General features: G+C 73.8%; 25 protein-coding genes. 9 read left to right on the top strand and 16 right to left on the bottom strand.

Annotated features, from left to right (window positions below; translation table 11 throughout):
• Positions 1–5: 5 nt before the first annotated feature.
• The 8 genes from BMW99_RS21020 to murJ all read right to left on the bottom strand — a co-directional run bounded on the left by BMW99_RS21020 (position 6) and on the right by murJ (position 8157).
• On the bottom strand, positions 6–173 hold the full coding sequence (locus tag BMW99_RS21020; RefSeq protein WP_322899869.1) for a DUF397 domain-containing protein: 168 nt from the start codon (positions 171–173) through the stop codon (positions 6–8).
• A gap of 91 nt (positions 174–264) precedes the next feature.
• Entirely contained in the window at positions 265–1965 is a 1701-nt protein-coding gene (locus BMW99_RS21015; RefSeq protein WP_075017314.1) for an acyl-CoA mutase large subunit family protein, read from the bottom strand.
• A gap of 117 nt (positions 1966–2082) precedes the next feature.
• Positions 2083–2427, bottom strand: a complete 345-nt coding sequence (locus BMW99_RS21010) for a DUF3817 domain-containing protein (protein ID WP_075017313.1) — start codon at positions 2425–2427, stop codon at positions 2083–2085.
• Positions 2428–2516: 89 nt separating this feature from the next.
• Entirely contained in the window at positions 2517–3026 is a 510-nt protein-coding gene (locus BMW99_RS21005; protein WP_069466260.1) for a MarR family winged helix-turn-helix transcriptional regulator, read from the bottom strand.
• Positions 3027–3101: 75 nt separating this feature from the next.
• Complete coding sequence (locus BMW99_RS21000; protein WP_075017312.1) at positions 3102–4346, bottom strand: L,D-transpeptidase; 1245 nt, start codon at positions 4344–4346, stop codon at positions 3102–3104.
• 16 nt (positions 4347–4362) lie between these two features.
• Entirely contained in the window at positions 4363–5235 is an 873-nt protein-coding gene (locus tag BMW99_RS20995; protein ID WP_075017311.1) for a hypothetical protein, read from the bottom strand.
• On the bottom strand, positions 5228–5794 hold the full coding sequence (locus BMW99_RS20990; RefSeq protein WP_069464942.1) for a SigE family RNA polymerase sigma factor: 567 nt from the start codon (positions 5792–5794) through the stop codon (positions 5228–5230). The genes BMW99_RS20995 and BMW99_RS20990 overlap by 8 nt, the downstream gene beginning before the upstream one ends.
• 761 nt (positions 5795–6555) lie before the next feature.
• Complete coding sequence (murJ, locus tag BMW99_RS20985) at positions 6556–8157, bottom strand: murein biosynthesis integral membrane protein MurJ (RefSeq protein WP_256090409.1); 1602 nt, start codon at positions 8155–8157, stop codon at positions 6556–6558.
• Between the two features lie 233 nt (positions 8158–8390).
• On the opposite strand from murJ, the gene BMW99_RS20980 reads away from it, so the two are divergent.
• Entirely contained in the window at positions 8391–9590 is a 1200-nt protein-coding gene (locus BMW99_RS20980; protein WP_069465686.1) for a lipid II:glycine glycyltransferase FemX, read from the top strand.
• A gap of 81 nt (positions 9591–9671) precedes the next feature.
• Here BMW99_RS20980 and BMW99_RS20975 read toward each other — a convergent pair whose 3' ends face one another.
• Positions 9672–10988 carry an MFS transporter gene (locus tag BMW99_RS20975; RefSeq protein WP_069465685.1) on the bottom strand — a complete coding sequence of 439 codons (1317 nt, stop codon included), beginning with the start codon at positions 10986–10988 and terminating at the stop codon, positions 9672–9674.
• Between the two features lie 70 nt (positions 10989–11058).
• Between BMW99_RS20975 and BMW99_RS20970 the strand changes: the two genes are divergently transcribed.
• A complete protein-coding gene (locus BMW99_RS20970) occupies positions 11059–12090 on the top strand; it encodes an ArsR/SmtB family transcription factor (RefSeq protein ID WP_075017310.1) in 1032 nt (343 codons plus the stop codon).
• A gap of 90 nt (positions 12091–12180) precedes the next feature.
• On the opposite strand, the gene BMW99_RS20965 is transcribed toward BMW99_RS20970, so the two are convergent.
• Together BMW99_RS20965 and BMW99_RS20960 are read right to left on the bottom strand one after the other, a co-directional pair.
• Positions 12181–12474: an MTH1187 family thiamine-binding protein gene (locus BMW99_RS20965; RefSeq protein ID WP_069461935.1), complete on the bottom strand. Its 294-nt coding sequence runs from the start codon at positions 12472–12474 to the stop codon at positions 12181–12183.
• The gene (locus BMW99_RS20960) at positions 12471–12821 is read right to left on the bottom strand and encodes a DUF3817 domain-containing protein (RefSeq protein ID WP_069461936.1); all 351 of its coding nucleotides are present in this window, start codon (positions 12819–12821) and stop codon (positions 12471–12473) included. The genes BMW99_RS20965 and BMW99_RS20960 overlap by 4 nt, the downstream gene beginning before the upstream one ends.
• A 208-nt stretch (positions 12822–13029) precedes the next feature.
• On the opposite strand from BMW99_RS20960, the gene BMW99_RS20955 reads away from it, so the two are divergent.
• The 4 genes from BMW99_RS20955 to BMW99_RS20940 are packed head-to-tail and all read left to right on the top strand — an operon-like array spanning position 13030 to position 15903.
• Positions 13030–13887 (top strand): DUF2127 domain-containing protein, encoded by an 858-nt coding sequence (locus tag BMW99_RS20955; RefSeq protein WP_079138171.1) that lies wholly within the window; start codon positions 13030–13032, stop codon positions 13885–13887.
• A 1-nt stretch (position 13888) separates the two neighbouring features.
• Complete coding sequence (locus BMW99_RS20950) at positions 13889–14527, top strand: AIM24 family protein (protein WP_069461937.1); 639 nt, start codon at positions 13889–13891, stop codon at positions 14525–14527.
• On the top strand, positions 14528–15178 hold the full coding sequence (locus BMW99_RS20945; protein WP_069461938.1) for an AIM24 family protein: 651 nt from the start codon (positions 14528–14530) through the stop codon (positions 15176–15178).
• Positions 15175–15903: an AIM24 family protein gene (locus tag BMW99_RS20940; protein WP_245791563.1), complete on the top strand. Its 729-nt coding sequence runs from the start codon at positions 15175–15177 to the stop codon at positions 15901–15903. Before BMW99_RS20945 ends, BMW99_RS20940 begins: the two co-directional genes overlap by 4 nt.
• A gap of 106 nt (positions 15904–16009) precedes the next feature.
• Here the strand turns inward: BMW99_RS20940 and BMW99_RS20935 are convergent, their stop codons facing one another.
• From BMW99_RS20935 to BMW99_RS20925, 3 genes are read right to left on the bottom strand one after another with little or no spacing between them, the layout of a single operon-like run.
• A complete protein-coding gene (locus BMW99_RS20935) occupies positions 16010–16606 on the bottom strand; it encodes a maleylpyruvate isomerase family mycothiol-dependent enzyme (RefSeq protein ID WP_069461939.1) in 597 nt (198 codons plus the stop codon).
• Positions 16603–17046, bottom strand: coding sequence for an SRPBCC family protein (locus tag BMW99_RS20930; protein ID WP_069461940.1), 444 nt, complete (start codon positions 17044–17046; stop codon positions 16603–16605). The genes BMW99_RS20935 and BMW99_RS20930 overlap by 4 nt, the downstream gene beginning before the upstream one ends.
• Positions 17043–17408, bottom strand: a complete 366-nt coding sequence (locus BMW99_RS20925) for an ArsR/SmtB family transcription factor (RefSeq protein ID WP_079138173.1) — start codon at positions 17406–17408, stop codon at positions 17043–17045. Before BMW99_RS20925 ends, BMW99_RS20930 begins: the two co-directional genes overlap by 4 nt.
• 197 nt (positions 17409–17605) lie before the next feature.
• Here BMW99_RS20925 and BMW99_RS20920 point away from each other — a divergent pair, with 197 nt between their 5' ends.
• The gene (locus BMW99_RS20920; protein WP_069461942.1) at positions 17606–18094 is read left to right on the top strand and encodes a MarR family winged helix-turn-helix transcriptional regulator; all 489 of its coding nucleotides are present in this window, start codon (positions 17606–17608) and stop codon (positions 18092–18094) included.
• A gap of 109 nt (positions 18095–18203) precedes the next feature.
• Here BMW99_RS20920 and meaB read toward each other — a convergent pair whose 3' ends face one another.
• Positions 18204–19160: a methylmalonyl Co-A mutase-associated GTPase MeaB gene (meaB, locus tag BMW99_RS20915; RefSeq protein WP_069461943.1), complete on the bottom strand. Its 957-nt coding sequence runs from the start codon at positions 19158–19160 to the stop codon at positions 18204–18206.
• Between the two features lie 109 nt (positions 19161–19269).
• The gene (locus tag BMW99_RS20910) at positions 19270–20481 is read right to left on the bottom strand and encodes an acetyl-CoA C-acetyltransferase (RefSeq protein WP_069461944.1); all 1212 of its coding nucleotides are present in this window, start codon (positions 20479–20481) and stop codon (positions 19270–19272) included.
• 141 nt (positions 20482–20622) lie between these two features.
• On the opposite strand from BMW99_RS20910, the gene mce reads away from it, so the two are divergent.
• Both mce and scy read left to right on the top strand, forming a co-directional pair.
• Positions 20623–21060 (top strand): methylmalonyl-CoA epimerase, encoded by a 438-nt coding sequence (gene mce / locus BMW99_RS20905; protein ID WP_069461946.1) that lies wholly within the window; start codon positions 20623–20625, stop codon positions 21058–21060.
• 181 nt (positions 21061–21241) lie between these two features.
• The gene (gene scy, locus BMW99_RS20900; protein WP_075017309.1) at positions 21242–24802 is read left to right on the top strand and encodes a polarized growth protein Scy; all 3561 of its coding nucleotides are present in this window, start codon (positions 21242–21244) and stop codon (positions 24800–24802) included.
• Positions 24803–24879 lie beyond the last annotated feature (77 nt).

Below are 24879 nucleotides of genomic sequence, written 5' to 3'. Positions count from 1 at the left end.
GCGGCTCAGGCGTCGACTTCGACGCCTGCCACGAAGTGGTCGAACTCCCCCGCCTTGACGCCCTTCACGAACGCGTCCCATTTGGCGGGGGTGGTCACGGCCACCACCTCCGGCTGCTCCGTGTCGCGGATGTGGATCAGTCCGTCGTCGCCGACGATCGCCTCGATGGCCACGAAAATCCTTCCTAGTCAGGCCGGTTCAAGTGACTACGAGGGTACGAGCAGTGGCGGTGGCGGAGATCCGCTCGGCGGCCGGCGGGCGCGGTCAGAAGCGGGCGGGCTCGGTGTAGGTGCCCCACTCCTCCCGCAGCGCGTCGCAGATCTCGCCGAGCGTGGCCTCGGCGCGGACCGCGTCCAGCATGGGCGCGATCATGTTCCGGCCGTCGCGGGCGGCGGTCAGCATCGCGTCCAGCGAGGCGCGGACGACCGCGTCGTCCCGGCTGGTCCTGCGGTCGGCCAGCACCCGCACCTGCTCGCGCTCCACCTCGTGGCTGACCCGCAGGATCTCCAGGTCGCCGGTGACCGAGCCGGTGTTCCGGTTGACACCGACCACACCCTTCTCGCCCTTCTCCAGCGCGCGCTGGTAGCGGAACGCGGACTCGGCGATCTCGCCGGTGAAGTAGCCGTCCTCGATGCCGCGCAGGATCCCCGAGGTGATCGGGCCGATCGGGTGCTCCCCGCTCGGCACCGCCCTGGCGGCCAGTTCCTTGATCCGGTCGAAGATCTTCTCCGCGTCCGCCTCGATGCGGTCGGTGAGCGCCTCGACGTACCAGGAACCGCCCAGCGGGTCGGCCACGTTGGCCACCCCGGTCTCCTCCATCAGCACCTGCTGGGTGCGCAGCGCGATCTCCGCGGCCTGCTCGCTGGGCAGCGCCAGGGTCTCGTCCAGCGCGTTGGTGTGCAGCGAGTTGGTGCCGCCGAGCACCGCGGACAGCGCCTCGACGGCGGTGCGCACCACGTTGTTGTACGGCTGCTGGGCGGTGAGCGAGACGCCGGCGGTCTGGGTGTGGAACCGCAGCCACTGGGCCTTGTCGGTGGTGGCGCCGTAGACGTCGCGCATCCAGCGCGCCCAGATCCGGCGGGCGGCGCGGAACTTCGCGATCTCCTCGAAGAAGTCCAGGTGTGCGTCGAAGAAGAAGGACAGGCCCGGCGCGAACGTGTCGACGTCCAGGCCGCGGCTCAGGCCCAGCTCCACGTACCCGAAGCCGTCGGCGAGGGTGTAGGCGAGCTCCTGCGCGGCCGTGGCCCCGGCCTCGCGGATGTGGTAGCCGGAGACCGACAGCGGCTTGTAGGCGGGGATCGACGTCGCGCAGTGCTCCATCAGGTCGCCGATCAGCCGCAGGTGCGGGTCCGGCGCGAAGAGCCACTCCTTCTGCGCGATGTACTCCTTGAAGATGTCGGTCTGCAGCGTGCCGTTGAGCACCGCGGGGTCGACGCCCTGGCGCTCGGCGGCCACCAGGTACATGCAGAAGACCGGCACCGCGGGCCCGGAGATCGTCATCGACGTGGTGACGTCGCCGAGCGGGATGTCCTTGAACAGGACCTCCATGTCGGCGGCCGAGTCGATGGCGACGCCGCAGTGGCCGACCTCGCCCAGCGAGCGGTCGTCGTCGGAGTCGCGGCCCATCAGGGTCGGCATGTCGAAGGCGACGGAGAGCCCGCCGCCGCCGGCCGCCAGGATCATCTTGTAGCGCTCGTTGGTCTGCTCGGCGTTGCCGAACCCGGCGAACTGCCGGATGGTCCAGGTGCGGCCCCGGTACCCGGTGGCGTGCAGCCCCCGCGTGAAGGGGTACTCCCCCGGCCAGCCGATCCTCTCGAACCCGGGGACGTCGGCCCCGGCCGGCGGCCCGTAGACCGGCTCGACGGGGTCACCCGAGAGCGTGGTGAAGTCCGCGTCGCGCTTGCGCGCGGCGTCGTAGCGTGCCTGCCAGCGCTGGCGGCCTGTCTCGATGCCGTGGGCGTCCATACCCTCGAATTTACTTGGACGTCCTAGTAAATGTCGATGGGAAGACGGCCCACCGGGTGAGTGAGCCGGGTCTCAGACGGCACCGGCCCGGTCCCGGGCGGGTGCCGGCCGGGGGTCTCAGGCGGCCTTGACCGGCTCGCCGGCGCCCTGGGAGACGACCTTGGGGCCCAGCTCACGGGTCACGCGGCGCTCCACGAAGAACGCGGCGGTGGGCACGGTGCCGGCCAGCAGCACCCACGCCATCCGGCCGAGCGGCCACTTCGCCTTGGAGCACAGGTCGAACGCGAAGATCAGGTAGACGACGTAGAGCCAGCCGTGCGCGAAGCCGACGGCCGTGGTGAAGGTGCCCGCACCGTTGATGTCGAGCACGTACTTGGCGATGACGCCGAGGGTGAGCGCGATCAGCAGCACACCCGTCACATAGGCCATCACGCGGTAGCGGGTCAGCACGCTGGATTTCATGGCCGGAAGCCTACGCGCCGCCGATTCGCCCCGTGATGTCGGCCCTCCCCGTCACCCGCGGGTACGGTGCCCGCGGCGGGGCGAGGCCGTCATTCGGAGGTGAAGTCCCCGGCCGCTATCCGCAGCGGCCGCAGCAGCGCGAAGATCTCCCCGCACTCCTCCTCGTCGTAGACGCTCAGGCCGAAGTCCATCGCCATCAGGTCCCGGGTGGCGGACTCGACGATCTCGCGGCCCTTGGCGGTGATGGAGGCCAGCGTGCCGCGGCCGTCGTTGGGGTTGGGGCGCTTGGCGACCAGACCGGAGGCCACCAGCCGGTCGACGGTGTTGGTCACCGAGGTGGGGTGCACCATCAGCCGCTCGCCGATCTTGGACATGGTCAGCTCGCCGTTCTTGGCGAAGGTGAGCAGCACCAGCGCCTCGTAGCGCGCGAACGTGAGCCCGTACGGCTTGACGACCGCGTCCACCTGTCCCAGCAGGATCTGCTGGGCGCGCATGATCGACGTGATCGCGCCCATGGAGGGCACACCGCCCCAGTGACGGGTCCACAGCTCGTCCGCGCGGGCGATCGGGTCGAAGGGCAGGCTCAGGGGCTTCGGCACGCGCCCGAGCCTACCCGCCGGTCACATACTGGGCACGGGTGTCCAGCTTTTGGTCGGACCGCGTTCGTTCCGGGGTCAGCCGAGTGCGCTCAGCGCACGCCACTGGCCGATCGAGAGGTTCCACTCGCCGTACCCGTTGCCCTCGTCGACGGTGGCGCGGGTGGACCCCGAGGTGATGACCAGGTCGCCGCGGGTGGCCCGGTCGAAGAACCACCGCGCGTCCGCGGTGTCCATCCCTATGCAGCCGTGGCTGGCGTTGCTGATCCCCATCACCCGCGCGTTCCAGGGCGCCGCGTGGACGAATGTGCCCGAAGTGGTGATCCGCACCGCGTCCTTGACGTCCTCGTCGTAGAAGTCCGCGGAGTCCTGCGAGGTGGCGATGCCGACCGAAGCCGACGTCATCCGGACCGTGGACTGCTTGTCCATGACCACCATGCGCCCGTTCCACGTGGGGTACTCGGGCCGGCCCGCGGAGATCCTGAGGGTCTTCACGGTGCGGCCGCCCTCGGTGACCCGCAGGGTGTGGCGGCGCAGGTCGGCGTAGGAGATCCGGGCGGTCCCTATGCGGAAGGTGTCGTGGATGTCCCGGCGCAGGTAGCGGCCGCCGCCGGTGCCGACGCCGCTGAGCCGGGCGGTCAGGGTGACCGTCGTGCCCGGGGTCCAGTAGGCGTCCGGGCGCCAGTCCACCCGCTGGACGCCGGTGGTCGGATCGGTGAGCCAGCCCCAACTGCCGGGCACCGCCGGGCTGGTGGTGATGTGCAGCGCCCGCTCGACGGCCGGCCGGTCAGCGGCGGCGACCGGCCGGTCGAACGCCAGCGAGACCGGCAGGCCGACCCCGACCACCGCGTGGTTGAGCGGGGTGGGTGTGACGCCGTTGACCAGGGCCGCGGCGGCCGTGGTGAAGGTGCTCGTGGTCCGCGTCCGGTGGCCCGCGCCGTCCTCCGCGGTGACCTCGACCGTGTAGGCGGTGCCGGGCGTCATCGTGCGGTCCGACGTCCAGGTGTGCCGGGCGGCGTCGAGCGCGCCGGTCACCTCGACGGGCGTCACGCCGTCCGACGCCTTCCCGTCGGGGGTGACGGTCACCGCCGCGAGGGTGCCGCCGGTGACGCCGACCCTGACGGGCGCGCCGGGCGCGACGTCCTTGCGCTCGGCGGCCGGGCTGACGGTGACGTGCGCCCCGGCCGTCGCGGTCGTGGCAGGGGCGCTGCCGGGATCGCGGCCCGCGGCGGCGCCGTGGCCGCCGCAGGCGGTGGCGGGCAGCGCGGCGGCCAGCAGGACGGCGGGCAGCGCGAAGGACCGGGGGAAGCGGAAGTGGGACACGGGTGCGGAATCCTTGTCAGCAGTGGAACGAGGCGGACGGTGAGCTGCGCACGTCGACCGACGGTTCGTGGGTGTCGGGGCCTGCGGCACTCCCGGACAGCCGGGCCAGGGAGGCGCTGATGCACGCGCCCGGCCACGGGCCGCCGACGGTGCCGTTCTTGACGTCGGACCCGGTGACGTCCAGGACCGCGAGGTAGCCGCCGCTGCGGCCGACCCATACGGTGCTGGACGCGCCCGGGCCCCCCGACCCGCCCGCCGACCCCGACGCCGGCCACGACCCGTAGCCCGGCGTCCCGCCGGACCCGTCGCTCGCGACCCACCCGCACTTGCCCTTGATCAGGGCGTCCAGTGACTTCACGGCGGTGGCCGAGTCGTCGGCCGACGGCATCGCGTACAGGCGGTAGTACGCCACGAACCCGTCGGGCGTGCGGTAGACCCTGCGGGCCTGTGCCAGCGGGTGGACGTCGTAACCGGCGACCGGGCAGGGCTCGGGGAACTTGGCGGCCGCCACGGCGGCGGGCAGCGTCTCCCACTGGCGCTTGGGGTACAGCGGCAGCGCGCTCGGCGGCAGCAGCTCCGCCTCCAGCCGCGCGGCGAGCGCCACGCTGGGCCGGGGCGCCGGCGCCGGGACCGTCGCCGCGGGCACGGTGCCCGCGCGGTCGGCGCCGAGCCGCGGCAGCAGCTGCCACGAGCCGATGCCCAGGGCGAGCGCGGCGGCCAGGCCCACGGCGCCGGCGCGGCGCCGCCTGGTGCGGCGCTCCCCCTGCCGGCGGGCCGCGGCCGGGCCGGCCAGGACCACCAACGGCTCGGCCTCGCGGGCGAGTTGCCGCATCCGCCGGTCGATCGGGTCAGGTTCGGCCGGTGTCGTCGGGCCGAACTCGTCAGCCATGGAGGGGCACCTCCTCGGTGCGGCACCGCGGCGGGCGCGCAGGGTGGTCGGGGGCTGCGGGGTCCTCCGGCTCGTCCTGCAACCGGGCGCCGAGCGCCTTGCGGCCGCGGCTGAGCCGGGTGCGGACGGCGGCGTTGGACACGCCGGTCTCGCGGGCGATCTCCTCGACCGGCAGGTCCAGGAGGTGGTGCATCACGACGGCCGTGCGCTGGTCGTCGCCGAGCGTGCGGAGGGCGTCGACCAGGGCCACGCGGTCCGGCGCGAGCGCCGGGGCGTCCGGGGGCGGCCCGTGCCGGAAGTGGGCGCGCATCCGGTTGCGCGCCTTCCGCCACGTGCTGACCGCCAGCCGCAGGGCCACGGTCCGCACCCACGGTGCGGGGTCGCCCTCCTCGGTCAGCCGGGCCCACCGCTGCCAGGCGCGGGCGTACGCCTCCTGCACGGCGTCCTCGGCCTCTCCGATGTCGCCGGTCACGGCGTACACGACGGCGACCATCTTTCTGGCCGTCGCCGCGTAGAACTCGTCGAAGTCGTCCGTGCGGGTCCCCGTGGGTGCGCTCATCTGTTCTCGTCCCTCCCACCCTTCTTCACGCGCGCCGCGCCCCCGACGTGACAAGTCTTTTTTCCGCGTCCTCCCCGCACGGGGTGCCAACGGGGTGCCCCCGGGGCTTGTCGGCCGCCCACCGGCCGGTGGTGTTCTCGGCCTACGGGGTGCCCGGCGCTGCGCGCTGCCGTCCGCGGGTCTCGTCGTGGCTGGTCGCGCAGTTCCCCGCGCCCCTGGCGGTGCACGTTCGTGGGTGGGGTCAGGGGCCACTCCGGGAGTGTCTCCTCGAACTGTGCGTGCACCGTCCTTCCGCTCGGCTGGGCGGGTGGATGCACAGTTCTGCGGGGACACACCCGGATCGTCCCCTTCCGGCCGGTCCCCGTCTGCGGGAGGGCGTTGGCTGTGTCGATGTCCCCCGCCGCACGGTGGATCAGCGGGAGGGGGTGGGGAGGAAGTGCTCCCCGCAGAGAAATGTGCGCGGCCCCCGGGTGCGTCGATGGAGGTAGCCGTATGCACATTTCCGAGGAGACGCTTCCGGAGCGCCCCCGACCCCACGGACAAAGGGCACGCACATCAGGGGCGCGAGGAACTGCGCGACAAGCCACGACGGCGCGGCACACGGCCGACAAGCCCCGGGGGCACCCCGTTGGCCGAGAACACCCACCGGCCGGTGGACGGCCGACAAGCCCCGGGCGCACCCCGGAAGCCGACCCAGCAAGCCCCGGGGGCACCCCGTTGGCCGGTGGACGGCCGACAAGCCCCGGGGGCACCCCGCCGTCTCAACCCGAACCCGAGCGGAGCGACTTCCTCGCGAAGGGAAGAGCCAGGCACGCCGCGCCCACGGCCAACCCGGCCGCGTCGCCGGAGAGACCCGTACCGAGCCGTGCCGTGAGAACGTGCGCGGCCGCGAAAGCCAGGACCGCGCCCGGCGCGAACAGCGCGACCAGCCTCAGGTGGTGCCGCAGGACGCCCGGCCGCCACCCCAGCCTCCGGCGCAGGAGCGTCACCGTGCACGCCAGCCCCACGGTGCACGCGATCGCGTAGCCCCCGGCCATGCCGGTCACCGCCCAGCGCGCGGGCAGCAGCACGTAACTCGCCCAGGCGAGCGCCGCGTTCACCGCGGCGATGACGACGTTCAGGAAGAACGGGGTGCGCGTGTCGGACAGTGCGTAGAAGCCGCGGGCCAGCAGGTACTGGCCCGCGAACGCGGGCAGGCCGACCGCGAACGCGGCCAGCACCGCCGCCACCGCGTCCGCGTCCGCGTCGCCCGTCGCGCCGTGCTGGAAGACGACGCCGGTGATCTGCGGCCCGAGCACGAGGAACCCGAGCACCGCCGGGACGACCGCCGTCGCGGAGATCCGCAGCCCGCGCGAGAGGTCCGCGCCGATCGCCGCGTGGTCGCCGTCCGCCGCGGCCCGGCTCATCCGCGGGAGCATCGCGGTGACCACGGACACGGTGACGATGCCCTGCGGCACCACCCACAGGCTGTACGCGTTGCTGTAGGCCGCGTAGCCGACGCCGGCGTGGTGGCCGGCGGCGAGCGCGTGCTGGCCGGCGGACGTGGACAGCCGGGTGACGACCCAGTACGCGAGCTGGTTGACCAGGACGAGGGCGAGCGTCCAGCCGCCGGCCCGCAGCGGCGCGGTGAGCCCCCAGCCGCGCCAGTCGAAGCGGGGGCGCCAGCGGAAGCGGGCGCCGCGCAGGGCGGGGAGCAGGCCGAGGGCCTGCACCGCGATGCCCGCGGTGCTGCCGATGCCGAGGAGCACCGCGTCGCGGTGCGAGACGCCGCCGCGGGCGGTGGCCAGGAAGAGGCCGAACACCCCGACGACGACGACGTTGTTGAGCACCGGCGTCCACATCATCGCGCCGAACCGCTCGCGGGCGCTGAGCACTTGGCCGAGGAGCGTGAACAGGCCGTAGAAGAGGATCTGCGGCAGGCAGTAGCGGGCGAGCGCGACGGTGAGGGTGCGCTGGCCGCCGCTGAAGTCCGGTGCGTACGCGCTGACCAGCAGCGGCGCGGCGAGCACGGCGAGCAGCGTGATGACGGCCAGCGCGACCCCGCAGAGGGTGAGCAGCCGGTCGGTGTAGGCGCGGCCGCCGTCGGCGTGCTCCTTGGCGGCCTTGACGAGTTCGGGGACGAACACGGACTGCAGGGCGCCGCCGATCATCAGCGCGTAGATGATGTTCGGGACGGTGTTGGCGACGCCGTACGCGTCGCCGGTGGCGGCGGTGCCGACCGCGGCGGTGACCACCGAGAGGCGGACGAAGCCGGTGGCTCTGGACACCAGCGAACCGGCCACCATCAGGGTGCCGCTGCGCCGCAGCGAGGGGGGCCGGGCGTGTGCCCTGCGCCCCCCGGCCGTCTCCACTGCCGATCCCACCGTGCCGCCCTCCCCCTGGACCGGCCGTCCCGGGCCGCGGCCCGGGTGCGGCACGCGGCCCACCTGCTGTTCCGCCGATGCGCGGAGGCGCAAGTCTGCCCTGCCGCGGGGGCGGGGGGAAAGCCGGCGGTCCTGTCGCGAACGTCTCGGTCACCTCGGGGGCGGCACAGGCGTGAGAGGGGTGAGCGGCCCGCCCGTGGGCCGCCCGGCAGCGCGGAGGCGACGCCTTGACGATGACCACTCACCAGCCGACCGGCCCGGCGTCCGCCGCGCCGGAGCCGCCCGTGCGTCCCGGCGAGGGGCGGACGCTCCGTCCGATCCCCGCGGAGGCGCACGCGGCGTTCCAGCGCGTGGGGCGGGCGTGCCCGGTGAGCTTCCTGCAGACGCCGGCGTGGGCGCGGGTGAAGCAGGGGTGGCGGGCGGAGCACCTGGGCTGGTTCGACGGGCGGCAGTGCCTGGTGGGCACGGCGCTGGTGCTGTACCGCCAGCTGCCGGGCGTGCGGAGGTCGTTCGCCTATCTGCCGGAGGGCCCGTGCGTGGACTGGGCGGATCCGCGGCTGGACGGCTGGCTGGAGCCGCTGCTCGGCCACCTCCGCGGCACCGGGGCGTTCGCGGTGCGGATGGGGCCGCCGCTGGCGTACCGCCGGTGGACGGCCGCCACGCTGAAGGGCGCGGCGGGGCCGGGCCGGCGGATCGGGGACGTGCTGCCGGACCTGGTGGAGCCGCTGGGTGCGGCGGTCGCCGACCGGCTGCGGGACGCGGGCTGGCACCGCTGCGGTGAGGACGGTCAGGGCGGGGACGCGCAGCCGCGGCTGGTGTTCGAGGTCCCGCTGGCCGGCCGGAGCCGGGACGACCTGTGGACGGGCCTGAACCAGGAGTGGCGGCGGAACGTGAAGAAGGCGGCGCGGGCGGGGGTGCGGACGGGCACGGAGGGCCCGGAGGCGCTGCCCGCGTTCCACGCGCTGCTGCGGGTCACCGAGCTGCGCGACGGCTTCGACCTCGGCCGGGGGCTGGACTACTACCGGCGCCAGTACGCGGCGCTCAACGCCGAACGGCCGGGCGCCGTACGGCTGTACACCGCGCGTCACGAGGGCGAGCTGCTGGCCGCGCACACCCTGGTCACCGCGCCGGACGGGCAGCGGGTCTGGTACCTGACGGGCGCGTCCGCCGACCACCGGCGCGAGGTGCGGCCGAGCAACGCCCTGCAGTGGCGGATGCTGTGCGACGCGCAGGCGTCGGGCGCGGCCGTGTACGACATGCGCGGGGTGCCGGACGACCTCGACCCGGCGTCGCGGGCGTACGGGCTGCTGCGCTGGAAGCTGGGGACCGGCGGCGAGGCGGTGGAGACCGTCGGCGAGTGGGAGCTGCCGTTGCAGGGCGCGGTCAACAAGGCGCTGCACCGGGGGATGCACGCCTATCTCACGCGCCGCTGAGCCGGTCTCCCGTCCCGCCGCCGCGGGCCCGTCGGGGTGTCCGCGGCGCCGTCGTGTGCGGCGCCGGATCCCCCGTGCCCGTCAGACCGGCGTGGTGGACGCGGCGCGGGCGAGCGGCACCCGGCTCCGGCGCACCGAGCGCAGCACCGGCAGCAGGCTCAGGGTGCCGAGCGCGCCCGCACCGCAGATCACCGCGTACGGGGGCGTCCACTCGGCCAGCAGGCCGCCGGCGGTCATGCCCAGGCCCTGGAACGTCATCATGCCGGCGCCGAGCAGGGACATGGCGCGGCCGCGCATGTCCTCGGGCACCTCCTGCACGAACCACTTGTCCATGCCGAGGGTGTAGGCCGCGCACAGGCCGGTCAGCAGCAGCAGGACGACGCCCACGAGCAGCGGCGGGTGCACGGCGAAGGCCACCATCGGCAGCAGGCTGACCCCGGCGAGCGGCAGCGCGATCCGCTCGCGCGCGGCGGGCCCGAGCAGGGTGCCGGCGACCATCTCGCTGACGACGGTGCCGGCGGGCATGGCGGCCAGGAACAGCCCGAACCCGGCGGACCCGGCGCCGGCCTCGTGCGCGAACGGGGCGGCGACGCCCTCGGCGACGACGAAGAACATCGGCGGCACCCACCACATCAGCAGCAGCGCGCGGATCCGCGGATGGGCCAGCAGAGCGCCCGACGAGGCGAGCGACTGGCGCATCATCGCGCCGCCGCCGGTGACCCGGGCGGGCCGGTCGCGGGTGCCGAAGCGCAGCAGCAGCGCGGAGCTGAGGAAGGTGCCGATGGTGACGAACAGCGCGTGGCGGGGGGTGAGCCACACCAGCACGAGGCCGCCGAGGCCGTAGCCGGCGATCTGCGCGGTCTGGGTGACGATCCTGATCAGGGAGCGGCCGAGGATGAACACGTCGCCCTGGAGGATGTCAGCCAGGCTGGCCGCGCGGGTGCCGGTGAACAGCGGGGCGATCATGGCCTGCGCGGCGACCAGCACGAACAGCACCGCGAGGGGGGTGCCCGGCAGCACGATCACCAGGACGCACGCGGCGGACAGCAGGTCGCAGCTGACCAGTACCCGGCGGGCGGGGTAGCGGTCGGCGATGCCGGACAGCAGCACACCGCTGAGCGCGTACGGCAGGAACGACAGCGCGAACACCAGGGCGGTCAGGAAGGACGAGCCGGTGCGCTCGAAGACCAGGACCGCGAGGGCCACCTGGGAGAACACGTACCCGAGAACGGACAGCACGTGGGCGGCGAAGACCGGCCGGAACTCCGCCACGGCGAACACCGCGCTGTACTTGCTGCCTGCCTTTTCCTCGTCTCCGGGGGTGGTGGAGACGACATCAGGACCGGCCGGCGAAGGGGGGTTGCCACCGTGTGGCGGGTGTTCGCTGTCCGTTGTCATGACATCACACTGGTGGCACAAGCCCCACCCGTCGTAGTCTTTCGGCCCCAGCCGAATCTTGGGGGGCGTGATGTCTTTTCGCATGCGGTTTGGGGCAGAGGATCTGCTCCGCTGCCGCTTCGCCATATCGCCGCTGCGGGAGGCCCAGGGCGCGGTGCGTACGCTCTCACGTCCGGACCGGCACGGCTACCACCTGCCGTGGCTCCGCCAGGCCCGCACCATCGCCGCCGGGCTGGATCTGGCGCCGCTGCGCCTGCTGGTGCCCGAGAACGGGCACGGCCCCGACTTCCTGCACCCGGTCCCCCAGGCGCCGCTGGCGGCCCTGGAGGAGGAGCTGGCGGCGGTCCGCGCCACCGATCCTCGGGAGGCCCGCGCGCAGATCGCCGCGGCCCTGGCGCAGACGCCGGGCGCCGACCGGACCCGCAGGGGCCGGGCGCTGCTGGCGGACCCGGCCGGCACGGTGCGGCAACTGGCCGGACTGTACGAGCAGGTGTGGTCGGCGCTGCTGGCCCCGCACTGGCCGCGGTTGCGCGCGGTGCTGGAGGCCGACGTGGCCTACCACGCCCGGCGGCTGGCCGACGGCGGCATGCAGCGGCTGTTCACGGGCCTGCACCCGCAGCTGACCTGGACGGAGGGCGCGCTGGTCACCAGTGGCCCGGCCACGCTGCCGCCGGAGCCCGAGGGGCTGGGCCGCGAGGGCGACCGGCCGCCGGAGGGGCGGGGCGGCGGCCAGGGGCTGGTGCTGGTGCCCAGCGTCTTCTTCTGGCCGGAGGCCGGCAGCCCGTTCGACCCGCCGTGGCAGCCGACCGTGGTGTATCCGGCGCGCGGCATCGGCGGCCTGTGGGAGGAGACCGGCCCGACCGCGTCCACCGCGCTCGTCCGGCTGCTGGGCACCAACCGCGCGGCGATCCTCACCGGCCTGGACGCGCCGACGACCACCACGGCACTCGCCCACCGGCACGCGATGGCGATGTCGTCGGTGTCCGCGCACCTGGCGGTGCTGCGCGACGCCGGGCTGCTGGCGTCGCGCCGCTACGGGCACCAGGTGCTCTACGAGCGCACGCCGCTGGGCATCGCGATGGCCACCGGCGGCCTGGCCTGAGCGACGCCTGTACGCGCTGGGCCGGTCCGCACTGGGCCGGTCCGAGGGAGCACGGACCGGGCGGGGCAGGACGCCCGGGCTCGGGGCGGCTCAGTCGGCGAGCAGCCGCTCGACGGTCTCCACCTTGGAGGTGAGACCGTCCGTGACGCCCGGCCGGATGTCCGCCTTGAGGACCACCGAGACGCGCGGCGCGCGCGCCTCGACCGCCGCCACGGCCCGCTTCACCACGTCCATCACCTCGTCCCACTCCCCCTCGACGGAGGTGAACATGGCGTCGGTGCGGTTCGGCAGGCCGGACTCGCGCACCACCCGCACGGCGTCCGCGACGTACTCGCCGACGTCCTCCCCGACGCCCAGCGGGGTGACCGAGAAGGCGACGATCATGCCGCGCTCACCCCGGCGCCGGCCTCGGCCTCGCGGGCGGCGGCCACGGCCGCCTCGCCCTCGCGGGCGAGCTTGCGCTCGGCGAAGAAGCCGCCGGTCGGCAGCACGGACAGCACCGCGTACAGGGCGGCGCGGCCCAGCGGCCAGCGGGTGCGGTTCCAGGCGTCGGCCCAGAACACGATGTACAGGATGAACAGGACGCCGTGGATCATGCCCATGACGGGGACGGCGTTGAAGTCCGTGGTGCGCTTGAGCACCGAGCAGATCAGCAGCAGCAGGAAGGACACCGCCTCCGGGGCGGACACCAGGCGGAGCCTGCGCAGGGCGGCGGCGGTCTTCAGGTCCACGGGAACCTCATCTGTCGGGGGGCGCTGCGGTGGCAGCGGGGCGAGATCGTCTGCGTCAGTCTTGTGAACGTGATCACAAGCTCGCCGTCCATTATCACCGGACCGTATCGATGGCGCGGCACGGGGGTCGGCAACCGCCCGCCGGACGGTAGCGTCCCCTTGCACGTACCGTCCGTCCACCGACCACTCACAGGGATCACCGAAGCCGATGAGCATCGACTGGGACCGCCGGCACTGCGCGCGCAAGGGCCACATCACGTACGCGCCGGACGAGCCGCGGCTGAAGGAGAAGCTGCACGCGCCCACCGCGGTCGGCACCGCGTGGCGCTGCCTGCGCTGCGGCGACTTCGTGCTGGGCGAGCCGCACGGCTCGGGTCCGGCCGACCGGGCTCCGCTGGTGCCGCGCGGGCGGGCGCTGCGCGACCTGTTCATCCTGCGCTTCCTGGCCGTCGAGCGGGTGCTGCGCGGGCTCCTGGTGATCCTGGCCGCCTGGGCGGTGTGGAGGTTCAGCAACTCGCAGGACTCGGTGCGCGAGCTCTTCGACAAGGACCTGACCGTCTTCCGCCCGGTGGCCCGGCACTTCGGCTACGACCTGGACCACTCGCCGGTCGTCGACACGATCCAGAAGACCTTCGACTACAAGAAGTCCACGCTGCAGAAGGCGGCCGCGGGCCTGGGCGCGTACGCGCTGATCGAGGTGGTCGAGGGCGTCGGGCTGTGGTTCGGCAAGCGCTGGGCGGAGTACCTGGCGGTCGTGGCCACCGCGGCCTTCCTGCCGATCGAGATCTACGAACTGACCGAGAAGATCAGCTACTTCAAGATCGGCACGCTCGCGCTGAACGTCGTCGCCGTCCTCTACATCCTCATCGGCAAGCGCCTGTTCGGGCTGCGCGGCGGGCACGCGGCGTTCGAGGCCGAACGGCGCGGCGAGTCACTGATGGAGGTCGAGGAGGCCGCGGGCGAGCACCTTGGGCGCGGCGGCGCGGACACCGCCGCAGGCGGCGCCCCCGGCGGCCCGGGCAAGGAGCCGCTGCCGGTGCGGCAGCGCGCGGCGGACCAGCTCTGACATGGCGGTGTTCCGGCTGCACGGCTCGCGGGTGCTCGCCGTCGACCTCGCGGGCGACGCCGTCAAGGCGAAGAACGGCGCGATGGTCGCCTACGACGGTGAGATGACCTTCAAGAAGATGACCGGCGGCGGCGAGGGCCTGCGCGGCATGATGACCCGCCGCATCACCGGCGAGGCGATGGCCGTCATGGAGGTCAAGGGCCACGGCACCTGTTACTTCGCCGACCGCGCCACCGAGATCAACCTGGTGCGCCTGACCGGCGAGAAGCTGTACGTGGAGGCGAGCAACCTGCTGGCCACCGAACCGTCGCTGCGCACCGGCACCACCTTCACCGGGCTGCGCGGCGCCTCGCAGGGCAACGGCCTGTTCACCACCACCGTCGAGGGCACCGGGCAGGCCGCGATCATGTCCGACGGCCCGGCGATCGTGCTGCGGGTCTCCGGCGCCTACCCGCTGGTCGTCGACCCCGGCGCGTACGTGGCGCACACCGGGCAGCTGCGCCAGCAGCTCCAGTCGTCGGTGGGCTGGCGCACCCTGATGGGCGAGGGCTCCGGCGAGAGCTTCCAGATCCGCTTCGAGGGCGAGGGCCTGGTCTACGTGCAGCCCAGCGAGCGCAACACGATCGGGGGTCAGCTCTAGATGCCGTTCACCCGGATCAACTCCAAGATGGTCGAGGCGCCGATCGGGCCCGGACAGCGGATGTTCAGCCAGCGCGGCGCGATGCTCGCCTACCGCGGCCAGGTGTCGTTCACCCCGAACATCACCGGCGGGCAGGGCGGCGCGATGGCGATGATCGGCCGCCGGCTGGCGAACGAGGCGACCCCGCTGATGACGGTCGAGGGCCACGGCTCGGTGATGTTCGGGCACGGCGGCCACCACATCCACACCGTCGACCTCACCGGCGAGACGCTCTACGTGGAGGCCGACCGGCTGCTCGCTTTCGACGGCTCGCTCCAGCAGGGCACGATGTTCATGGGCTCGCAGGGCGGCGTGATGGGCGTGATACGCGGCCAGGTCACCGGCCAGGGCCTGTTCACCACGACGTTGCGGGGCAAGGGCTCGGTCGCGGTGATGGCGCACGGCGGCGTCATCGAGCTGCCGATCACCCCGCAGCACCCGGTGCACGTGGACCCGCAGGCGTACGTGGCCCACCGCGGCGACGTCCGCAACAAGCTGACGGCCGCGCTGGGCTGGCGCGAGATGGTCGGCCGCGGCTCGGGCGAGGCGTTCCAGCTGGAGCTGTCCGGACAGGGAATGGTGTACGTGCAGGCGTCGGAGGAGAAGCTGTGAGCGTGTCCGCGCCCGGGGCCGGACCGGTCGTGTTCGACCCGTACTCGCTGCCGTCGAACGACAACGTCAACCCGTACGCGTTCAGCGTCGAGTTGGACGGTCAGTGGTTCCTGCAGAAGGGGAAGATGATCGCCTACTACGGGCAGGTCGACTTCCACGCCATCGGCCACGGCCCGCTGGACCGGCTGGTCGCGGCGAACTTCCACTCGCCGCTGCACGCCGCGGACTGGGTGGTCGCGCAGGGCCGCGGCAAGATGCTGCTGGCCGACCGGTCGTACGACATCAACTCGTACGACCTGGACGAGGGCAACCTGACGATCCGGTCGGGGAACCTGCTGGCGTTCCAGCCGGGCCTGGCCCTCAAGCAGTCGATCATCCCGGGCTTCCTGACGCTGATCGGCACCGGCACGTTCGTCGCGGCGTCCAACGGCGCGGTGCACTTCGTCGAGCCGCCGATCCGGGTCGACCCGCAGGCGCTGGTGGGCTGGGCGGACTGCCCGTCGCCGTGCCACCACTACGACCACGCGTACATGCGCGGTGTGCTCGGCGGCATCCGGGCGCTGACCGGCATCGGCGGCGCCTCCGGCGAGGAGCACCAGTTCGAGTTCTCCGGGGCGGGTCAGGTGCTGCTGCAGTCCACGGAGACGCTGATGGGCGAGGTGAACACCGGGGGCGTGCCCGGGCAGGCGGGACCGGGCGTGCCCGGCGCCGGCGCGGGCCGCTGACACCGGCCCGCGCTGCCCGCGGACCCGTCCGCGGGCAGCGCCCGCGTCCGCGTCCGGTAAAAGGCGAACGGCGACCGGCGACCGGCCATCCACGGCCGGGCGCGCCTCAACCGCGGGGCAGCGCCCGTCCGTCGGGCAGCGTCCGGCCGCTCAGCAGGGACACCAGCTCACCGCTGCCGGCACGCACGGTCGTGCCCGCTCCCCAGTTCCAGTCCGCGTCCGAGGCATCGAGCCGCACACCGGACAGGTCCACCCCGAACCAGCCGCCTCCGGACGCGGTGAGCTGCCCGAGGACCGCGGTGAGCGCGTCCGCGGGCGCGGCCGCGGGCCGGTCGAGGGCGACGGTGACGTCGAGGGAGTGGATGACGGCGTGGCTGAGCGCGCCGTCCGCGCCGCCGCCCGGCGGCTGCCACGCGTGCAGCTCCGGCGACCGGAGCTGTGCCAGCAGGTCGGCGGCGGGCAGCGCCGCGTCGCGCGCGGCGACGGTGTCGGAGAGCACCGTGAAGTCGCCGCCCGCCGCGGCCATCTCCGCCCCGAACCGCTCGGGCGTGAGCCGCACGGGCATCGTGACGTGGGCGACGACGTGCCGGACGAGCCACTTCTCGCACAGCGAGGGCGCGTCCCAGGCCTCCGCGGGCCCGTCGTCGAGGAGGTCGGCGAGGCGGGTGTACGCCGTCGCCACCCAGGGCTGCTGATCGGTCATGATCCGTCCTTTCCTTGCGTCAGCGAGGCGAGGTGCGCCTCGAGCTTGTCGAGGGACGTGAGGAAGCCGGCGCGGGCCTCGGGGACGCGCATCGCCTCGGGCACGTGCCGCTGATGGATGACGACCTCGGTCCGCCCGTCGCCGAGGTCCTGGAGGGTGCTGGTGGTCTCCATGCCGCTGGCCCGCTCGGTCCAGGCCAGCCGCTCCGGCGGGACGACCTCGGTGAAGACGGCGACCATGCGGTGACTGCCGTGCTCGCCGGTCATCAGCGTCTCGAAGCGGCCGCCGGGCCTCAGCTCGACGACGATGCCGTCGAGGGGGGTGCTCATGCCGCGCGGACCCCAGAACCGCGCGAGTTCGGCGGGCTCGGTGAGGCAGCGCCACACCAGGTCGCGCGGGGCGTCGAAGGTCCGCCGGTAGACGAACGCGTCCTCGCTCACCGCTCCTCCTGCTCCGCGTCCCGGGCCTGCTCCTGCAGGCGCTCCAAGTGCGCCTCCAGCCGGTCCATGCGCGCGGACCAGGTGCGCCGGCTCTCCTCGATCCACGACACCGCGGCCTCCAGGACCTCCGGTTCGAGCCGGCAGGGCCGGGTCTGCCGGTAGCGGCCCCGGCTGATCAGCCCGGACTGCTCCAGGACGCGGATGTGCTGCGACACGGCCTGCAGGGTCATCGCGTACGGCTCGGCGAGCTCCTTGACGGTCGCGTCGCCCGCCGACAGGCGCTTGAGGATGTCACGCCTGGTGGGGTCGGCCAGTGACATGAAGACGGCGTCCAGGCGCCGGTCGTCCACGGGAGTGCTCATGCTCTTAATCAAGCATGTGCTTAATCAAGCGTCAACTGGAGGAGGCTCCCGGCGCGCCGGGGCCCGGACGTCGAGCGGCGAGCGGCGAGCGGCGAGCGGCGAGCGCGTAATCATGCGCGCGCCGGCATCGTTTCTCACGGTGACCGTATGGCTACCCTGGCGATCCTCCGCGATTCAACCGCCGGTAGGATTCCCCCATGGAGACCGACACTGCGGAGCGCGTCACGGACGACTGGCTCAGCGAGGACGAGCAGCGAGCGTGGCGCGTCCACCTCGATGTCAGCCGGCTGCTGATGTACCAGCTCGAGCGCGATCTGCAGCCCTTCGGGCTGACGAACAACGACTACGAGATCCTGGTCAACCTCTCGGAGGCGGACGAGCACCGGATGCGCATGAGCGATCTGGCCCGCTCGACGCTCCAGTCCAAGAGCCGCCTCTCGCACCAGATCACCCGCATGGAGGCGGCGGGGCTGGTCCGCCGGGAGGACTGCGCGGAGGACCGCCGCGGGCTCTACGCGGTGCTCACGGAGCAGGGCTGGGACACGATGCGGCAGGTCGCGCCGCGCCATGTCGCGTCCGTGCGCGCCCATTTCATCGACCTGATCACGCCCGAGGACCTCACCTCGTACCACCAGGCGATGCTGCCGGTGGCCCAGCACCTGCGCGCGGAGCGCCTGGGCGGCTGACGCCGGGTGGCGCCCTCGCGGCCCGGGCGCGCGCCCGGGCCGGGGCCGTCCCGCCGACGCGCGCCGCCCGCCCACCGGACGGGCGGCGGCACGCCGTCACCCGCGCCCGTCAGGCGCGGGTCAGCTCCGCGACCAGCTCGTCGGCCGCCGCGTAGGGGTCGAGGGCGCCGTCGACGACCTTGGCGGCGAGCCCGGCCAGGTGCTGGTCGCCGTGCACGTCGCCGATCCGGGCCCGCAGGGCGGTCAGCGCGATCGTCTCGATCTCGCCGGCCGCGCGCCTGGCCCGGCGCTCCGCCAGCACGCCGGCGGCCTCCATCCACGCGCGGTGCTTCTCCAGCGCCTCCACGACCTCGTCGATGCCCTCGGCGCGCGCGGCCACGGTCTTGACGATGGGCGGCCGCCAGTCGCCGGGCGCACGGGACTCGCCCAGGCCCAGCATGTGGTTGAGCTCGCGGGCCGTGGCGTCCGCGCCGTCGCGGTCGGCCTTGTTCACCACGTAGACGTCGCCGATCTCCAGGATGCCGGCCTTCGCGGCCTGGATGCCGTCGCCCATGCCGGGCGCCAGCAGCACCACGGAGGTGTCGGCCTGCGCCGCGATCTCCACCTCGGACTGCCCGACACCGACCGTCTCCACGAGGATCACCTCGCAGCCCGCGGCGTCCAGCACGCGGATCGCCTGCGGGGCGGCCCAGGCGAGGCCGCCGAGGTGGCCGCGGGTGGCCATCGAGCGGATGTAGACGCCGGGGTCCGAGGCGTGCTCGGACATCCGGACGCGGTCGCCGAGCAGGGCTCCGCCGGAGAACGGCGAGGACGGGTCGACGGCGAGCACCCCGACCCTGCGGCCCGCCTTGCGGTAGGCGGTGACGAGGGCCGAGGTGGACGTGGACTTGCCGACGCCGGGCGAGCCGGTCAGGCCGACGACGTAGGCGCCGCCGGTCAGCGGCGCGAGCGCCGCCATCACCTCGCGCAGTTGCGGGGACGCCCCCTCCACCAGCGAGATCAGCCGGGCCACCGCGCGCGGCCGCCCGTCCCGGGCGTCCCGCACCAGCTGGTCAACGTCCACCATCGAACCGCTTCTCCGTTCCTGGGGTGCCTGGGGTGCCTGGGGTTCCTGGAGTTCCCGGGGGCCCGGGGTCCCCCGCGCCCGCCGTCGCGTCCCGTCGCGTTCCCGTGTCTCAGTTGCCCGGCACGTGGATGATCAGGGCGTCGCCCTGGCCGCCGCCGCCGCAGAGCGCGGCCGCGCCGGTGCCGCCGCCGCGGCGCTTGAGCTCCAGTGCCAGGTGCAGCACGATACGGGCTCCCGACATGCCGATCGGGTGGCCGAGGGCGATGGCACCGCCGTTGACGTTCACCTTGTCGGTGGTGACGCCCAGGTCCTTCATGGACTGGACGGCGACCGCGGCGAACGCCTCGTTGATCTCGATCAGGTCGAGGTCGTCGACGCCGAGCCCGGCCTTGCCCAGGGCGTGCCGGATGGCGTGGGACGGCTGGGACTGCAGCGAGTTGTCGGGGCCGGCCACGTTGCCGTGGGCGCCGATCTCGGCGAGCCACTCCAGGCCCAGCTCCTCGGCCTTGGCCTTGCTCATCACCACGACGGCGGCGGCGCCGTCGGAGATCGGCGAGGACGTGCCGGCCGTGATGGTGCCGGCACCCGAGGCGTCGGGGAACGCGGGGCGCAGCTTCGACAGGCCCTCGGCGGTGGTCTCCGGGCGGATGCCCTCGTCCTGGCTGACCAGCACCGGGTCGCCCTTGCGCTGCGGGACCTCGACCGGCACGATCTCGGCCTCGAAGAGGCCGTTCTTCTGGGCGGCGGCGGCCCGCTGGTGGGACAGCGCGCCGAACTCGTCCTGCGGGGCCCGCTCGATGCCCAGCCGGCCGTTGTGCTTCTCGGTGGACTCGCCCATCGCGATGCCCTCGAACGCGTCGGTGAGGCCGTCGTACGCCATCGCGTCGAGCATCTCGATCGCCCCGTACTTGTGGCCCTCGCGGGCCTTGGGCAGCAGGTGCGGGGCGTTGGTCATGGACTCCTGGCCGCCGGCCACCACGATGTCGAACTCGCCCGCCCGGATGAGCTGGTCGGCGAGCGCGATGGCGTCCAGGCCCGACAGGCAGACCTTGTTGACGGTGAGCGCGGGGACGCTCATGGGGATGCCGGCCTTGACCGCCGCCTGGCGGGCGGGGATCTGGCCGGCGCCCGCCTGCAGCACCTGGCCCATGATCACGTACTGCACCTGGTCGCCGGAGATCCCGGCCCGTTCGAGGGCGGCCTTGATCGCGATGCCACCGAGGTCCACCCCGGTGAAGCCGCGCAGACCGCCGAGCAGGCGGCCCATCGGCGTGCGGGCACCTGCGACGATCACGGACGTGCGTGCTGCCTGGCTGCTCATGGTGCGGCCCCTTCATGCGAAGAGAGGATGTTAACGAGGGTTATCGTCAATGTACTGAGGAGTAGAGGCATCGGTCACCGGCCATAGCGTGTGATGGCGCGCACGTTGCGTGACCACATGGTGATGCGGTGCACTGTGTGCATGCTGACGCGCATCGACCACATCGGGATCGCCTGCTTCGACCTCGACGCGACCGTCGAGTTCTACCGTGCCACGTACGGCTTCGAGGTGACCCACACCGAGGTCAACGAGGAACAGGGTGTCCGCGAGGCGATGCTGAGGATCAGCGGGACCTCCGACGGCGGCTCCTCCTACCTCCAGCTCCTGGAGGCGACCCGGGAGGACTCGGCCGTCGGCAAGTGGCTGGCCAAGAACGGCGAGGGCGTCCACCACATCGCCTTCGGCTCCGAGGACGTGGACGGCGACTCGGAGGCGATCCGGGACAAGGGCGTGCGTGTCCTGTACGACGCGCCGCGGATCGGCACCATGGGCTCCCGGATCACGTTCCTGCACCCCAAGGACTGCCACGGGGTGCTCACCGAGATCGTGACCTCCGCCTCGGCCTCCGAGGACCACTGACCCAACGCCCGCTACGGCCGGTAGAGTGGCCGGGTCCGAGGAGCGGGCTGCCGACTGCGGTCTCCCGTTCCCCGATGTTGATCTGACACCATTCCTCGTACCACTCCGTCCACCGACGGAGTGACGGAGAATCTCACCCGGTGGGCGGGTGAGGACGCCAGGAGACCGATGGGACCGCGGAGTGCGGGGCAACGACAGCTACCGGGCTGACGACCACCTCTCCCTGCTCGAGGCCGAGATGGAACGGCTGCGTACCGAGCGGGGCAAGGCGGTCGACCATGCCGACGACCTCGGGTACCAGGTCGAGGTACTGCGCGCCAAGCTGCACGAGGCGCGGCGTGCCCTCGCGTCCCGCCCCGCCTACGACAACATCGGCCACCAGGCCGACCAGCTGCTCCGCAACGCCCAGATGCAGGCCGACCAGCTGCGCACCGACGCCGAGCGCGAGCTGCGCGAGGCCCGGGCGCAGACCCAGCGGCTGCTGCAGGAGCAGGCCGAGCACCGGTCCCGGTTCGAGGCGGAGTGGCACGCCGAGGCGATCGCCCGCCGCCGCCAGCTGGACGACGAGCTCGCCGAGCGGCGCAGCACCGTCGAGAGCCACGTCAACGAGAACGTCGCGTGGGCGGAGCAGCTGCGGGCGCGCAGCGAGTCGCAGGCCCGCCGGCTGCTGGACGAGACGCGGGTCGAGTCCGAGCGGGCGATCGCCGCCGCGCAGTCCGAGGCCACCCGTGCCGCCGAGCAGACCAACCAGCGGCTGACCGCGGAGGCGCAGGCCGCCCGCGCCGAGGCAGAGCAGCTGCTGCGCCGTGCCAGGACCGACGCCGAGCGGCTGCTGACCGCCGCCTCCGCACAGGCCACCGAGGCCACCAGCGAGGCCGAGCAGCTGCGCACGTCGAGCCGCAGCGAGTCCGACGAGGCCAGGTCCCGGGCCGCCGAGCTGTCCCGGGTGGCCGAGGAGCGGCTGCGCGAGGCCGACGAGTCGCTGCGCAGCGCGCGGGCCGAGGCCGACCGGCTGCGCGAGGAGTCCACGGCCGGTGCCGCCAAGCGCCTGGCGGCCACCGAGACGGAGGCCGAGCAGCGCACCCGCACGGCCCGCGCCGAGATCGCGCGCATGGTCGGCGAGGCCACCAAGGAGGCCGACGCGACGAAGGCCGAGGCCGAGCAGGCGCTCGCCGACGCCCGCGGCGAGGCCGACCGGATCCGGACCGAGGCGGCGGAGACCGCGAAGGCCAGGGCCACCGAGGACGCGGCGGCGCAGCTCGCGCAGGCCGCCCGGTCGGCCGAGGAGATCCTCACCAAGGCGTCCCAGGACGCCCGGTCGGCGACCAAGGCCGCCACCGAGGAGGCCGAGCGGATCCGCCGCGAGGCCGACGCGGAGGCCGACCGGCTGCGCGCCCAGGCCGAGGAGTCGGCGCAGGAGCTGCGCGGCGCGGCCCAGGACGACACCAAGGAGTACCGGGCCAGGACCGTCGAGTTGCAGGAGGAGGCCCGGCGGCTGCGCGGCGAGGCCGAGCAGCTGCGGGCCGACGCGGTCGCCGAGGGCGAGCGGATCCGCGGCGAGGCGCGCCGCGAGGCCGTCCAGCAGATCGAGGAGGCCGCGAGCCGGGCCGAGGAGCTGCTGGCGAAGGCCACGGCCGACGGCGACGAGGTGCGGCAGAACGCGGCGACCGAGTCCGACCGGATGCGCACCGAGTCCGTGGACCGGGCGTCGGCGCTCCAGGTCAAGGCGGAGGAGGCGCTGCGCGGCGCCCGCGCCGAGGCCGACGAGCTGCGGGCCGAGGCCGAGCGCCAGGCCGCGGCGGTGCGCGAGGAGGCCGAGCGGGCCGCCGCCGAGCAGCGCGCCGAGGGCGAGACGATCGTGGCGCGGATGCGCGACGAGGCCGGGACCGACCTGGCGCGGCTGCGCGAGGAGGCCGAGACCCGGGTCAGCACCGCCGAGGAGACGCTGCGCGAGGCGAACGGCGAGTCGGACCGGATCCGCGGCGAGGCCGCGGAGGAGGCCGAGCGGCTGCGCCAGGAGACCGCCGAGCGGGTCCGCGCCCTGCAGGAGCAGGCCGCGACCGAGGCGCAGCGGCTGCGCGACGAGGCCGCGGCCGACGCCGCGCAGTCCCGCGCCGAGGGCGAGGCGGTGGCCGTCCGGCTGCAGGCCGACGCGGCCACGGAGGCCGAGCAGCGCCGGGCGGAGGCCCAGGAGACCGCGGACCGGCTGCGGGCCGAGGCGGCGGCCGCGGCCGAGCGCACCGGCGTGGAGGCCGCGGAGGCCCTGGGCGCCGCGCAGGAGGAGGCGTCCCGGCGCCGGCGCGAAGCCGAGGAACTGCTGGAGTCGGCGCGGGCCGAGGCCGGGCAGGAGCGGGCGCAGGCCCGCACCGAGAGCGACGAGCTGCTGGCCGCCGCCCGCAAGCGGGTGGAGGACGCGGCCGCGGAGGCCGACCGGCTGGCCGCGGAGGCCGAGCAGCGGGCCACCGACATGGTGGGCGCCGCCGAGACGACCGCGCAGCAGGTGCGGGACTCCGTCGCGAACCTGCGCCAGGAGGCCGAGGAGGAGATCACCGGACTGCGGGCGGCCGCCGAGCACGCCGCGCAGCAGCTGCGCGCCGACGCCCAGGGCGAGGCCGACCGGCTGCACGCGGACGCCAACTCCGAGCGGGAGCGCGCCGCCGAGGACGCCTCGCGGATGCGCCGGGAGGCCCAGGAGGAGGCCGAGGAGGCCCGCCGGCTGGCCGACCGCACGGTCACCGAGGCGATCGAGGAGTCCGACCGGCTGCGCGCGGAGGCCCGCGAGGACGCCAACCGGATGCGGGCCGACGCGGCGTCCCAGGCCGACCAGTTGGTGTCCAAGGCCCGCGAGGAGGCGGAGCGGCTCGGCGCGATGGCCAAGCAGGCGCTGGACTCCGCGGAGCACGACGCCGAGGAGACCCGCACCGCCTCGCAGCGCATCCTCGACGAGGCCCGTGAGGCGGCCAACAAGCGCCGCAGCGAGGCCGCGGAGCAGGCCGACGAGCTGATCGGCAAGGCCCAGGCGGAGGCGGTGAGGACCGGTGCCGCCGCCGAGGAGCAGGCTGACGCCATGGTGGGCGCGGCCCGCGCGGAGGCCGAGCGGATCGTCGCCGAGACCACCGCGGAGGGCAACACGTACGTCGAGCGGTCCCGCAACGACGCCGACACGATGCTCGGCGAGGCCCGGGCCGACGCCACGGCGATCCGCGAGCGCAGCGACGAGCTGCGCCGCCGGGTCGAGTCGGAGGTCGAGGAGCTGCACGAGCGGGCCCGCAAGGAGGCCTCCGAGGCGATGAAGTCCGTCGGTGAGCGGGTGGACAAGCTGGTGGCCGCGGCCACCGAGCAGCTCGCCGAGGCGGAGGCCAAGGCCGCGGAGGTCAAGTCCACGGCCACCTCGGAGGCCAGCAAGGTCAGGATCGCCGCGGTGAAGAAGGCCGAGGGCCTGCTCAAGGAGGCCGAGCAGAAGAAGATCGCGGCCGACCGTGACGCGGAGCGGGTCAAGGCGGAGGCCACGGCGGAGGCCGAGCGCATCGTGACCGCCGGGAAGCGCGAACTGGAGACGCTCACGCGCCGCAGGGAGGACATCAACGCGGAGATCTCGCGTGTGCAGGATGTGCTGGAGGCGTTGGAATCCTTTGAGGCACCTCACGGCGGCGGCGGATCGAAGAGTACTGTCGCTGCCGGCGCGGGTGCCGGCAACGCTCGGACGGGTGGCAAGCGCATCGACGATGCACCACTCGATTGAGCGGTCATTCTCCACACCGAAACCGCAATGGCTCGGTGACACGCCGCAAAGGCCCCTAGGATTTCCCCTATCACCTC

This window comes from Actinacidiphila rubida (genome assembly GCF_900110255.1).
GTDB classification, from domain to species: Bacteria; Actinomycetota; Actinomycetes; order Streptomycetales; family Streptomycetaceae; genus Actinacidiphila; species Actinacidiphila rubida.
Note: the sequence above shows the minus strand (reverse complement) of the source record. Positions and strands in the feature narration are given on the sequence as shown.